Annotated in this window: 11 protein-coding genes and 1 pseudogene; 5 read left to right on the top strand and 7 right to left on the bottom strand. The window is 59.9% G+C overall.

Annotated features, from left to right (window positions below; genetic code table 11):
• Window positions 1-61: 61 nt before the first annotated feature.
• The gene (locus IB213_RS11490) at window positions 62-1291 is read right to left on the bottom strand and encodes a nucleoside recognition domain-containing protein (protein ID WP_192406595.1); all 1230 of its coding nucleotides are present in this window, start codon (window positions 1289-1291) and stop codon (window positions 62-64) included.
• Between the two features lie 20 nt (window positions 1292-1311).
• Entirely contained in the window at window positions 1312-2004 is a 693-nt protein-coding gene (gene rpiA / locus IB213_RS11485) for a ribose-5-phosphate isomerase RpiA (protein ID WP_192406593.1), read from the bottom strand.
• Between the two features lie 36 nt (window positions 2005-2040).
• Between rpiA and IB213_RS11480 the strand changes: the two genes are divergently transcribed.
• Window positions 2041-3087, top strand: a complete 1047-nt coding sequence (locus IB213_RS11480; protein ID WP_192406591.1) for a quinone-dependent dihydroorotate dehydrogenase — start codon at window positions 2041-2043, stop codon at window positions 3085-3087.
• A 298-nt stretch (window positions 3088-3385) separates the two neighbouring features.
• Here the strand turns inward: IB213_RS11480 and IB213_RS11475 are convergent, their stop codons facing one another.
• From IB213_RS11475 to IB213_RS11455, 5 genes are all read right to left on the bottom strand, one after another.
• Window positions 3386-3760, bottom strand: a complete 375-nt coding sequence (locus IB213_RS11475; RefSeq protein ID WP_191724300.1) for a hypothetical protein — start codon at window positions 3758-3760, stop codon at window positions 3386-3388.
• A complete protein-coding gene (locus IB213_RS11470; protein WP_191724299.1) occupies window positions 3757-4152 on the bottom strand; it encodes a phage holin family protein in 396 nt (131 codons plus the stop codon). The genes IB213_RS11475 and IB213_RS11470 overlap by 4 nt, the downstream gene beginning before the upstream one ends.
• A 54-nt stretch (window positions 4153-4206) precedes the next feature.
• Window positions 4207-4518 (bottom strand): DUF883 family protein, encoded by a 312-nt coding sequence (locus IB213_RS11465; protein WP_191724298.1) that lies wholly within the window; start codon window positions 4516-4518, stop codon window positions 4207-4209.
• Window positions 4519-4643: 125 nt separating this feature from the next.
• On the bottom strand, window positions 4644-5753 hold the full coding sequence (locus IB213_RS11460) for an NAD(P)/FAD-dependent oxidoreductase (protein ID WP_192407150.1): 1110 nt from the start codon (window positions 5751-5753) through the stop codon (window positions 4644-4646).
• A 216-nt stretch (window positions 5754-5969) separates the two neighbouring features.
• Window positions 5970-7406, bottom strand: a complete 1437-nt coding sequence (locus IB213_RS11455; RefSeq protein ID WP_192406589.1) for a short-chain fatty acyl-CoA regulator family protein — start codon at window positions 7404-7406, stop codon at window positions 5970-5972.
• 150 nt (window positions 7407-7556) lie between these two features.
• On the opposite strand from IB213_RS11455, the pseudogene acnD reads away from it, so the two are divergent.
• The 4 genes and pseudogenes from acnD to IB213_RS11435 all read left to right on the top strand — a co-directional run.
• Window positions 7557-10157 (top strand): annotated as a pseudogene (gene acnD, locus IB213_RS11450) (Fe/S-dependent 2-methylisocitrate dehydratase AcnD); the annotation flags it as partial.
• An 80-nt stretch (window positions 10158-10237) separates the two neighbouring features.
• Window positions 10238-11473, top strand: a complete 1236-nt coding sequence (gene prpF, locus IB213_RS11445; RefSeq protein WP_192406585.1) for a 2-methylaconitate cis-trans isomerase PrpF — start codon at window positions 10238-10240, stop codon at window positions 11471-11473.
• 112 nt (window positions 11474-11585) lie between these two features.
• Window positions 11586-12764 carry a 2-methylcitrate synthase gene (prpC, locus tag IB213_RS11440; protein ID WP_192406583.1) on the top strand — a complete coding sequence of 393 codons (1179 nt, stop codon included), beginning with the start codon at window positions 11586-11588 and terminating at the stop codon, window positions 12762-12764.
• 87 nt (window positions 12765-12851) lie between these two features.
• On the top strand, window positions 12852-13232 hold the full coding sequence (locus IB213_RS11435) for a GntR family transcriptional regulator (RefSeq protein ID WP_192406581.1): 381 nt from the start codon (window positions 12852-12854) through the stop codon (window positions 13230-13232).
• Window positions 13233-13241 lie beyond the last annotated feature (9 nt).

Raw genomic sequence — 13241 nt, 5'->3', positions numbered from 1 at the left:
TGTCTTATCTGCAACATTGTGTGAATAGCCAATGACAGCCGTGTGACGTTGTCAGTCAGCCTCAGCCAAAGAACCAGTAACACACCGCAATGGCAGCCACCACACCAGCCAGCTCTGCCACCAAGGCGCACGCTACAGCATGGCGTGCCCGTTGAATGCCCACCGCACCAAAGTACACGGCCAGCACGTAAAAGGTGGTCTCGGTACTGCCCTGAATGGTGGCCGCAGCCAGCGCAGCAAAGCTGTCGACGCCTTGCGTCTGCATGGTCTCAATCAGCATGGCACGCGCTGCACTGCCAGAAAATGGTTTGACCAAGGCCGTGGGCAAAGCGTCCACAAAGCGCTCATCCATGCCCCAGAAACTGACGCACCAGCGAATGCCATCCAGCACATAATCCAGCGCGCCCGAGGCGCGAAACACGCCCACTGCACACAGCATGGCCACCAGATAGGGCAGCAAGCCCCTGGCGACATCAAAGCCTTCTTTGGCACCGTTGATAAAGCTGTCGTACACCGGCACTTTTTTATACGCCCCCAGACTGACGAACAGCACAATCAAGGCAAACAGGGTGAAGTTGCCCAGCAGCGCAGACAGTGATGCCAGCGCTGCGGCACTCAGCGTGGTCAGCAATGCCATGAAGGCCCCTAACCCCAGAGCCGCAGGCAGCAAATACGCCAGCACCACAGGGCTGAAAATGGGCAGGCGCTGCACCATGGCCACCGCCAGCAATCCCGCCAATGTGGATGCCGATGTGGCCAGCAAGATGGGCAGAAACACCAGCGTGGGGTCCGCTGCGCCTTGCTGCATGCGGTACATGAACACCGTCACCGGCAGCAGCGTCAGTGACGACGCGTTGAGCACCAGAAACAGAATTTGTGCGTTGGTTGCGGTATCAGGCCGGGGGTTGAGGGTTTGCAGCGCCTTCATGGCTTTCAGCCCCATGGGCGTGGCTGCGTTGTCCAGCCCCAGCCCGTTGGCCGCAAAGTTCAGCGTGATCAAACCCAGTGCGGGGTGACCACGCGGCACTCCGGGCATCAGCTTGCCAAACAGCGGCCCCAGCACTTTGGCCAGCCACTGCACCACGCCCGCCTCTTCGGCAATGCGCAAAAAACCCAGCCACAGGGTCAGGGTGCCAAACAGCAGCACCATCACCTCGACCGACAGCTTGGCCATGGCAAACAGCGCCTGCACCATGGCAGCAAACACCTGCGGCTGCCCGCCTACCAGCCATTGGGCCAGCGCGGCCACCGCAGCCACCAGAAAAAAGCCCAACCAGAGCATGTTGAGCATGGTGTTCGCCCGAAGAAGGATTAGTAGGTGATGGTTTTCACGCCTGCTGCTGTACCCAGCAAGCAGACATGGGCCTTTTGGTGGGCAAACACACCCACGGTGACCACGCCGGGCCACTGGTTCACTTCGCTTTCAAATGCCAGGGGCGCGCTGATCGTCAAACCACGCACATCCAGAATGTGCTGGCCATTGTCTGTCACCAAAGGCTGGCCATCCTTCAAACGCAGGGCCGCCGTAGCACCCATGGCTTCAAAGCGGCGCGCAATCTGGCCAGCGGCCATGGGAATCACCTCCACGGGCAGCGGAAAGTGGCCCAGCGCATCGACCAGCTTGGACGCATCGGCAATGCAGACAAACTGCTTGGCCAGCGCCGCCACAATTTTCTCGCGCGTCAGTGCTGCGCCACCACCCTTGACCATGTGGCCCTGTCCATCAATTTCATCCGCACCATCAATGTAGACAGCAAGGGCGTTGACTTCGTTGGCATCAAACACGGTAATGCCCAGCGCCTTCAAGCGCTCGGTGCTTGCCACCGAGCTGGACACCGCGCCCTTGATCTGGTCTTTCATCGAGGCCAGTGCATCAATGAACTTGTTGACCGTGGAGCCCGTGCCCACGCCCACAATTTCGCCCGGCACCACGTATTGCAGTGCGGCTTGGCCGACCAAAGTTTTCAGTTCATCTTGGGACAGGGGTGCAGTAGGTGTCGTCATGGGGGAAAATCCAGTTAATCCTTCGAATTATTCCTTATGTCGCTTATCCCTTACGCCCTCGTTCGCCCCTTTCTCTTTGGTATGGACCCTGAAAAGGCCCACGACTTCACCATGAACACCCTTGCCAAAGGCCAGGGCACACCGCTGCAGCTGGCCTGGTCTGCACCGCTGGTGGACGACCCCATCACATTGGCGGGCCTGAAGTTCCCCAACCGTGTGGGCATGGCCGCGGGGCTGGACAAGAACGCCCGCTGCATTGATGCGCTGGCCGCCATGGGCTTTGGTTTTGTTGAAGTGGGCACCGTCACCCCCAAGGGCCAGCCGGGCAACCCCAAGCCCCGCATGTTCCGCATCCCAGCTGCCAAGGGCCTGATCAACCGGCTGGGCTTTAACAACGACGGGCTCGATGCCTTCATCGCCAACGTCAGGCAATCGACCGTGCGGGCGCAGGGCAAGCCCATGCTGCTGGGCTTGAACATTGGCAAGAACGCAGCCACCCCCATTGAAGACGCCACCAGCGACTACCTGACCTGTCTGGAAGGTGTGTACCCGCACGCTGACTACGTGACGGTGAACATCAGCTCGCCCAACACCAAAAACCTGCGCGCCCTGCAAAGCGACGAGGCGCTGGACAGCCTGCTCGGTGCCATTGCACAGCGCCGTGAACAACTGGCCACGCAGCAAGGCCGCCGCGTGCCCATCTTTGTCAAGATTGCCCCAGATCTGGATGAAGCACAGGTCAACGTCATTGCCGCCACCTTGCAGCGCCACGGCATGGACGGCGTAATCGCCACCAACACCACGCTCAACCGCGATGCCGTTCAGGGCATGCCCCACGCCGAAGAGGCCGGCGGCCTCAGTGGCGCCCCCGCCTTTGCAGCCAGCAACCGCGTCATCACACAACTGCGTGCAGCGCTGGGCGCAGGCTACCCCATCATTGGCGTAGGCGGCATCATGAGCGGTGCAGACGCAGCGGCCAAAATTCGCGCTGGCGCTGATGTGGTGCAGATTTACAGTGGCTTGATCTATGAAGGCCCCGGCCTGGTCAGTGCTGCAGCCAAGGCCATCAAGGCCCTGCGCTAACCATCGGCAAGCATCACCTTTGATACGCGACAAGCCTGGCCTTGCTGGTTGCACGCGCTGCAATGGCAGCGGCTTGGCTGGTGCGCGCCCAGTATCAATATCGCGCATCCTCGATGGGCTGCACGGCAGGCTGCTAACGGCTTCAAAGCTGCAGCATATTCAATAAAATGAGCTATCAGCGCTTACCACAGCTCACTTTCAGCATGTTTTCACTTTGAAATCGTTACCCAGCTTGCGTTAACAGCTATAAAAAAAGCCCGGCATGCCGGGCTTTTTTGTGTTGCACGTGTTTACCGCGCTAGCGCTTGAACTTGGCAATCAACGGCAGCGCCATGCCGCCATAACGCAGCAGTTTGCGCGGCCCTATCATCAGCGCCAAGCCTGCCACTGCCGCTGTGGCCACAGGGTGCAATCTGGCAAACACGGCCAGACGCTCGAGCAGTGGCGCGTCAGCGGGCACCGCCTGGGGCGCGGCATGCAAGGCCTGCGACTGGTGTCTGGCCAGTTTGGCAGCAGCCAAGCGGTCACGCTGCATGGCAATGCGCTTCATCACCGCACGCTCGGCATCACCGGCCGTGAGCCAGCGCCCATCTTGCTCCAGTGCAGCCAGTGCAGTCACTGGCAACGGCGTCTCTGAGCTGCGCACAGATTGAGGTGCTGCAGAAGTGTTCACAGCTTCTCCTTGATGAAAGCCCAGTCGCGGGCCAGTTCAGCACGTGTCAATGCAAATGGATGGCTGGACTTGCGCAGCGCTGCCAGCAAGACCACCAGCGCACTCGCCCAGGCCACCACCCACACGCCAGCAATTACCCAGGCCACCACCGAGCGTTCGGGAGAATCCCAGAAGTGGATCAAGATGGCCAGCGACAGCAGCACCAGGGCAACAATCGTCAGTCCACCCATCACAATGCCCAGTACCAAAATGGTTTGCAGGCGTTTTTTCTGCGCGCTCCATTCCAGACGGGCGAGCTCCATGCGGTCCTCTGCCGCCATGGCGCCTTCATTGAGATTGGCCCGCATGCGAGCAGACACGTTTTCCAACCCAAGGGCTGACATCCAATTCACGGCAGATTTCCTTTGCTGGGCACGTTGCTGAAGGGGGGGAAGGTAAATCGTCGTTTAGCGACGAGCCAGCAAGAAGCCGACTAAAGCACCTACGGCCAACGCAGCGCCAGCAACGCGCCATGGCTCATCGTGTGCATAACGGTCTGCCACGTAGGCAGCTTCCTTGGCCTGACGAGCTGCCTCGTGCGCCGCGTTCAGCGCAGATTCACGGGCCTGATACACACCGTCATCGAGCTTTTGGCGCAGCACATTGATTTGGGGAATCGCGTCCAGATCCTTGTTGGCCAGCAAACCGCGCACGTCGGTGACCAGCTTTTCCAGATCGGCTTGCGCAGAAGAAACGGTGTCAGAAACAGAAAATGCCATGATGAAAGCCTTTCTTATGTCGATGAAGAAATAGTTTGCGGCAGAAAAACTGCCGAACTCGCGATGCTGGTTGTCATCTTAGCCAATGCAGCATGGCTTACCAAGTAAGTCGATGCCGCGCAAGATCAAGTCTTTGGCTGCAATTTTTGCAAAACTTCCTGCGCAATGGCCAGGCAACTGGTCAGACCGGGCGACTCAATCCCAAATAAGTTGACCAGCCCTGCAATGCCATGGACTTCAGGCCCCTGAATGCAAAAGTCAGCAGCCTCGTCTTTGGGGCCAGAAATTTTGGGGCGAATGCCCGCATACCCTGGTGCCAGAGTGCCGGGTTGAAGCCCGGGCCAGTATTTGTGCACCTCCGCGTAAAAGCCCTGGCCGCGCTGGGGGTCCACGGCAAGTTGCTCAGGGTCATCCACCCACTGCACATCAGGGCCAAACTTGGCTTGACCGCCCATGTCCAGCGTCAGGTGCACACCCAGACCCGCTGCCTCGGGTACGGGATAGATCAGGTGCGAAAACGGTGCGCGCCCTGTCAAAGTGAAATAGTTGCCTTTGGCAAAGTAAGCCTGCGGAACGTACTGCGCATCCAGCCCCTGCATGCGCGAGGCCACGCTGGGGGCGTACAAGCCTGCGGCATTGACAACCTCGCTGGCCAGCAGTTCGGTGCCATCAGGGGTGCAGATCAAAATACCGTCTGCCTGCACCTGCGCAGAATCCACCGGCGACATCAAGGCCAGCGCACCACCTGCGTTTTCCATGTCGCCTTGCAGGGCCAGCATCAAGCCATGGCTATCCACAATGCCCGTGCTGGGCGACAGCAATGCAGCATGGCACTCCAGTGCAGGCTCCAGCGCTTTGGCCTGCTCGCGGCTGAGCATTTGCATGTCGTGCACACCGTTGATTTCTGCTTTCTTCTTGATCTGCTCGAGCTGCGCCACCTGTGCTGGGCTGGTGGCCACAATCAACTTGCCACAGCGGCGAAACTCCAGACCCTTTTGCGCACAATAGTCATAAAGCAGCTCTTTGCCTTTGACACACAACTGCGCTTTCAAAGAGCCTGCGGGGTAATAAATGCCTGCGTGAATGACTTCACTGTTGCGTGAACTGGTGCCGGTGCCAATCGCATCCGCAGCCTCCAGAACAATCACCTCGCGGCCCGACATGGCCAGTGCGCGCCCTACCGCCAGCCCCACAACCCCCGCACCAATGACGATGCTATCGACCTTGTCCACCATGCTTGTCATCTCCCTGTTTTGATTTTTCGCCCCCTCAGACACATTTCAAGAAAAATGCGGAGAAAGCATGGCTGCCATCCTAAATTGTTTTTATATGCCCCCATCGCTGCGGGCAGCACGTGCGCCAGCCCACACAGCAAGTATTTGCAAATTTTCTTCCCGCGCCGATTGGCCCGGGGGTGTCAACCAACCGCCCTGCCAACCGACCCCCAGTTGTCATGCGTAGGGCACAAAGCCACTGAGGTTCTCATTGACCTGCAATGGTTTGCCCACAAACGGAAATGCGCGCTGCGGACAAGCGCTGCGCTCACACACTTTGCAGCCCATGCCAATTGGTGTGGCAGCCGCCAGACCGCGCAAATCCAGGCCTTTGGAATACACCAGCCTGTGCGCATGCTGCACGTCACAGCCCAGGCCAATCGAGAACGTTTTACCTGGCTCACCCCAGCCCCGCCCTTCGTGGGTGATGCACCTTGCCACCCACAGGTACACACGGCCATCAGGCATGCTGGCCAGCTGCGGCAAGATGCGCCCCGGCTGTGCAAACGCCTCATAAATATTCCACAGCGGACAAGTGCCCCCCGTTTTGGAAAAGTGAAAATGGGTGGCCGACTGGCGCTTGCTGATGTTGCCTGCGCGGTCCACGCGGATAAAGAAAAAAGGAATGCCAGGGGCATCCTCGCGCTGCAGTGTTGACAGTCTGTGGCAGACCGTTTCAAACCCCACGCCAAACTGGGTGGCCAGCACACCAATGTCGTAGTGCAAGCGCTCGGCCGCCTGCAAAAAAACGCCGTAAGGCAGCACCGTGGCCCCAGCCACATAGTTGGCCAGACCTATGCGCGCCAGTTGCTCTGTAGCTCCATCTTGCCAGGCATGGCTGGCAAGTGCCTGTTGCATTAGCGGCGCCAGCTCCAGCAATGCCAGCTGCGTGGCCAGCTCAAACGCCTGCTGCCCAGTGTTCAAGCTGCCCAGCAAGCGCAAACGCCGGCTGGCCGGATCGAATTGACGGTGGGCACCCGGGTCATGGGGAGCGCGGGTGGTATCCACCACGACCTCTACGCCATGCTGCTGGCGCAAATGCTCCACCAGCCAGTCTTTCAACGGCCTGCCACTTTGGCTGGCTTGCTGCGCCTGGGCCTCGGCAGCGCGGTCCAGTGCATCAAAATAGTTGCGGTGCGCAAAAAAGAAGTCGCGCACGGCTTCAAACGGCATTTGCCGCAATGGCGCGGTGTGCCAGTTGCGCTCCGACAGATCGTTGCGGTCACTCAACCTATCCACCAAGGCTTCCAGCCTTTGCTGGTCTTCGTGGTGCCGGCGGTGCAGTGCCAGCACAACTTCTGACAACTGTGGCAGCTTGTGCGCCATCTCGCGCAACTCGGCATCGGGCACGGACGGCAGCTCTGGCAACGCCGCTACCGCATCGCGCAACTGCGCCACACGCCGGGCCTCTTCATCCTCGGAAAACTGCTGAATGTCTACCCCCAGCGCCTTGTGCACCTTGAGCAGCACAGGAACGGTGAAGGGCCGCTGGTCTTGCTCCAGCTGATTGAGATAACTGGGCGACAGGCCCAGAGCCTGCGCCAGAGCCACCTGCGTCATGCCGCGCTCTTGCCGCAGGGAACGCAGGCGTACGCCCATAAAAATTTTTGCCATGCCGCACATCTCCAGCTCTGTGAAATTTGCAAAATTTGCAAACTCACACTTTGTCATTCGCTATGTTTCGCAAATTCAGTACTTCTGTCAGCCTGCACATTTGCGTAAATTGCGAATCTATCAAGAGCACCGATGAGAGACAAGCACCCCATGACCGTTTTTTGCAAAAACCTGCCAGGCACCACCTTGCGTTACTACGACGCACGCTCTGCCGTGAATGCGTTACAGGCGAACGCCTATGACGGTTTGCCTTACACCAGCCGGGTGCTGGCTGAAAATCTGGTGCGCCGCTGCGCGCCTGAGCTGCTGACCGATGCCTTGAAGCAACTCATTGAACGCAAGCGTGATCTGGACTTTCCCTGGTACCCCGCACGGGTGGTGTGCCATGACATCCTGGGACAGACCGCTCTGGTCGATCTGGCAGGTTTGCGTGATGCAATTGCCGAGCAAGGCGGCGACCCATCGCAGGTCAATCCGGTGGTGCCCACACAGTTGATCGTGGACCATTCGCTGGCCGTGGAATACGCAGGTTTTGACCCTGAGGCTTTTGACAAGAACCGTGCCGTAGAAGACCGTCGCAACGCCGATCGCTTTGACTTCATCGACTGGTGCAAGTCGGCGTTTCGCAATGTGGACGTAATTCCCGCTGGCAACGGCATCATGCACCAGATCAATCTGGAGAAGATGAGCCCCGTGGTGCAGGTGCAAGATGGCATTGCCTTTCCCGACACCTGCGTGGGCACCGACAGCCACACCCCGCACGTTGATGCCCTGGGGGTGATTGCCATTGGCGTGGGTGGACTGGAGGCTGAAACCGTGATGCTTGGGCGCGCCAGCATGATGCGCCTGCCAGACATTGTGGGCGTGCAATTGACCGGGCAGCGACGAGCTGGCATTACCGCCACCGACCTGGTGCTGGCCATTACCGAGTTCCTGCGCAATGAACGGGTCGTGGGTGCGTATGTGGAGTTTTTTGGTGAAGGGGCCGACAGCCTGACGATTGGTGACCGCGCCACCATCTCCAACATGTGCCCGGAATATGGTGCCACTGCAGCCATGTTCTATATCGATCAGCAAACCATTGACTACCTGACGCTGACAGGCCGGGAGCCACAACAGGTCAAGCTGGTAGAGCACTACGCTAAAACCACAGGGCTGTGGGCCGACGCCCTGCAAACCGCGCAGTACGAGCGGGTGCTGCGCTTTGACTTGGGCAGCGTAGTGCGCAACATGGCTGGCCCCAGCAACCCGCACCGCCGCTTGCCCACGCAGGCACTGGCAGAGCGCGGCATTGCTGACGCGGCCAAGCTGCACTCAGCAATGCAACAAGAGGCCAGCGGCCAGATGCCCGATGGCGCCGTCATCATTGCCGCCATCACCAGTTGCACCAACACCAGCAACCCCCGCAACGTAGTGGCCGCTGCCCTGCTGGCCAAAAAAGCCAATGCACTGGGCTTGGTGCGCAAGCCCTGGGTCAAAACCTCGTTCGCTCCCGGCTCCAAGGTGGCCAAGCTGTATCTGGAAGAAGCGGGTCTGCTGAGCGAGCTGGAGCAACTGGGCTTTGGCATCGTGGCGTATGCCTGTACCACCTGCAACGGCATGAGCGGCGCGCTGGAGCCGCAAATTGAGCAGGAAATTATTGAGCGTGACCTGTACACCACCGCCGTGCTCTCAGGCAACCGCAACTTTGACGGGCGCATTCACCCGTATGCCAAACAAGCATTTCTGGCATCACCGCCCTTGGTGGTGGCCTACGCCATTGCTGGCACGGTGCGTTTTGATATTGAGAACGACACGCTGGGACACGACGCGGCTGGCCAGCCCATTACCCTCAAAGACCTGTGGCCCAGCGATGCCCAGATCGACGCCATCGTGGCCGCCAGCGTCAAGCCTGAGCAGTTTCGCAAGGTCTATATCCCCATGTTTGCGCACCAGGAGGTACAGCAAGCGGCCAGCCCGCTGTATGACTGGCGCGCCACGTCCACCTATATCCGCCGCCCGCCGTACTGGGAAGGCGCGCTGGCCCGTGAGCGCACCCTGCGCGGCATGCGCCCCTTGGCCCTGCTGCCAGACAACATCACCACCGATCACCTCTCGCCTTCCAACGCCATCCTGGCCGATTCTGCGGCGGGCGAGTATCTGGCCCACATGGGTGTGCCGCAGGAAGACTTCAACTCCTACGCCACCCACCGGGGCGACCACCTGACCGCCCAGCGCGCCACCTTTGCCAACCCGCAGCTGATCAACGAAATGGCGGTGGTAAATGGCCAGGTGGTCCAAGGTTCACTGGCGCGTGTCGAGCCAGAAGGGCAAGTCATGCGCATGTGGGAGGCGATTGAGACCTATATGGGCCGCAAGCAACCACTGATCATTGTGGCGGGCGCCGACTACGGGCAGGGCAGCTCACGCGACTGGGCCGCCAAAGGCGTGCGTCTGGCGGGGGTGGAAGCCATCGTGGCAGAGGGCTTTGAGCGCATACACCGCACTAACCTGATTGGCATGGGCGTGCTGCCACTGGAGTTTTTGCCGGGCACCACTCGCCTTACGCTGGGGCTGGACGGCACCGAGACCTACGATGTACTGGGCGAGTGCCAGCCCCGCGCCACACTGCTGCTGAGCATTGTTGCCACGACCGGTACACGCACCCAGGTGCCCGTGCTGTGCCGCCTGGATACGGCAGAAGAAGTCAGCATTTACGAAGCCGGGGGCGTACTGCAGCGCTTTGCCCAAGATTTTCTGGCACAGAACCAGGAAACAGAAAATCAGACAAATCACGCCATATCACCCGATACATATACGCATACCGCTATAAAAAACAAGGAGCCAGTGCAATGAGTCATGCCCCCCAGATCAAGATTGCAGCCACCTACATGCGCGGCGGCACCAGCAAAGGCGTGTTCTTTCGCCAGGACGAGCTGCCAGCCGCCGCACAGCAGCCCGGCCCGGTGCGCGATGCGCTGCTGCTGCGCGTGCTGGGCAGCCCCGACCCCTATGGCAAACAGATCGATGGCATGGGCAATGCCTCATCGAGCACCAGCAAGGCCGTCATCCTCAGCCGCAGCGCACGCCCGGATCACGACGTGGACTACCTGTTCGGCCAGATCTCCATCGATCAGCACTTTGTGGACTGGAGCGGCAACTGTGGCAACCTGTCAGCCGCCGTAGGCCCCGCCGCCATTCATATGGGGCTGGTGGATGCTGACCGCATTCCTGCCAATGGCATTGCCACCCTGCGCATCTGGCAAGCCAACATTGGCAAAACCATCATTGCCCATGTGCCAATCACAGATGGGCAGGTGCAGGAAACCGGTGACTTCGTACTGGATGGGGTGACCTTTGCCGCCGCCGAAGTCGCACTGGAATTTGTCGACCCTGCCGATGAAGGCTCTCACGAAGGTGCTGATGGCGGCGCCATGTTCCCCACGGGACATCTGGTAGATACGCTGGATGTGCCAGGCGTTGGCAGCTTTGCTGCCACCCTGATCAACGCAGGCATTCCCACCATCTTTGTGAATGCAGCCGATCTGGGCTACACGGGTAGCGAACTGCAAGACGCCATCAACGGTGATGCTGCAGCGCTGGCACGCTTTGAAGCCATTCGCGCCCACGGTGCCGTCAAGATGGGGCTGATTGCTGACGTGGCCGAGGCCGCGCAGCGCCAGCACACACCCAAGGTGGCTTTCGTGGCCCCAGCAGCCGGCTACACCGCATCCAGCGGCAAACAGATTGCGGCGCAAGACATCGACTTGCTGGTGCGCGCCCTGTCCATGGGCAAGCTGCACCACGCCATGATGGGCACCGCTGCCGTGGCCATTGGCACTGCGGCTGCCGTGCCCGGTACGCTGGTCAATCTGGCCGCCGGCGGGGCAGAGCGCAACGCCGTGCGCTTTGGCCACCCATCAGGCACGCTGCGCGTGGGTGCGCAAGCGCAGTGCGTCAATGGCCAATGGCAAGTCACCAAAGCCCTGATGAGCCGTAGCGCCCGCATTCTCATGCAAGGCTGGGTGCGCGTGCCTGCAGATTGTCTGCAGCCCGCTCCTCCACCCAAAACCACCACCACCGCTTAGAGCGCTTCACGCGGCGCTGAGCACAAACCTGACCTTCCCCCCTGTTTTTCACGCCCATTGCGATGGGCCAAGCCGCTGCTTTGCCCATTTTTCGCCACAAGGAGACCGCACCATGACCACCACAATATCTGCAGCCAACATGGCACCCGCCGCTTCGGCATTCAAGCCCAAGAAATCAGTGGCCCTGTCGGGCGTGACCGCAGGTAATACCGCGCTGTGCACCGTCGGCAAAAGCGGTAACGACTTGCACTACCGCGGTTACGACATTCTGGACATTGCCCAGGTCTGCGAGTTTGAAGAAATTGCCCACCTGCTGGTACACGGCAAGCTGCCCAGCAGTGCCGAACTCAAAGCATACAAAGCCAAGCTCAAAGCCTTGCGCGGCCTGCCGGGCAGCGTCAAGGCTGCGCTCGAACAACTACCTGCCGCCAGCCACCCCATGGATGTAATGCGCACCGGGGTCTCCACACTGGGCTGCGCCTTGCCAGAAAAAGACGACCACAACCTGCCCGGTGCGCGTGATATTGCCGACAGGCTGATGGCCTCGCTGGGCAGCATGCTGCTGTACTGGTACCACTTCAGCAACTCGGGCCGGCGCATTGAGGTGCAAACCGATGATGACTCCATCGGCGAGCATTTTCTGCACCTGCTGCACGGTCAAAAGCCCAGTGCCAGCTGGGTACGCGCCATGCACACATCGCTGAACCTGTATGCCGAGCACGAATTCAATGCTTCGACCTTCACCGCCCGCGTGGTGGCCGGTACGGGCAGCGACATGTACTCGGCCATTACCGGAGCCATTGGTGCGCTGCGTGGTCCCAAGCACGGGGGCGCCAATGAAGTGGCTTTTGAAATCCAGAAGCGCTACGACAGTGCCGATGAGGCAGAAGCCGACATCCGCCAGCGCGTGCATGCCAAAGAGGTCGTGATTGGCTTTGGTCACCCCGTCTACACCATCAGCGACCCTCGCAACGTGGTCATCAAAGGCGTGGCCCGGCAACTGTCCGAAGAAGCTGGCTCCACCAAGATGTATGACATTGCCGAGCGGCTGGAGTCGGTGATGTGGGAGGTCAAAAACATGTTCCCCAATCTGGACTGGTTCAGTGCGGTGAGCTACCACATGATGGGTGTGCCCACGGCCATGTTCACCCCGCTGTTTGTGATTGCACGCACCAGTGGCTGGGCTGCGCACATCATTGAGCAGCGCATGGACAACAAGATCATTCGCCCCAGCGCCAACTACATCGGCCCCGACGATCAGGCCTTTGTGCCGATTGCCGAGCGTGCCTAAAAATCACCACACAAATAGGCTCTATTGCTCACTCAATAAGCACTAGAAGCTCTTATTTTTAAAACCATCCAGCGATCTTTTCTGCCCATGCAACGCCTGCCCTTACAACCCTGCTCCCTGAGCACGGCGATTGCCGACAAACTGCGCACACGCATCTTGCATCGCGAGTGGCTGCCTGGCGCAGACTTGAACGAAGGGGAAATTGCCATGGGTTATGGCGTCAGCCGCACCCCCGTGCGAGAAGCCATGAAACTGCTCGCTCAGGAAGGCTTGCTGCAAGCCCTGCCCCGGCGTGGCATGCGCATTGCCACCCTGTCTAAAGCACAAATTGCCGAAGCACAGGCCTTAACCGAACTGCTGCACGCCTTCCTCAACAGCCCAGCGGCACAGCCAGACACCGACAGCCTAGCCAGCAGCATGCTGCGCATAGCGCAAAGCAGGCTGCAACTGGCACAAGCCAAAGCCTAGATATTTGGA

The organism is Comamonas sp. CMM02, from assembly GCF_014851485.1.
Classification (GTDB): domain Bacteria; phylum Pseudomonadota; class Gammaproteobacteria; order Burkholderiales; family Burkholderiaceae_C; genus Comamonas; species Comamonas avium.
This window is presented reverse-complemented; position numbering and strand designations above follow the sequence as displayed.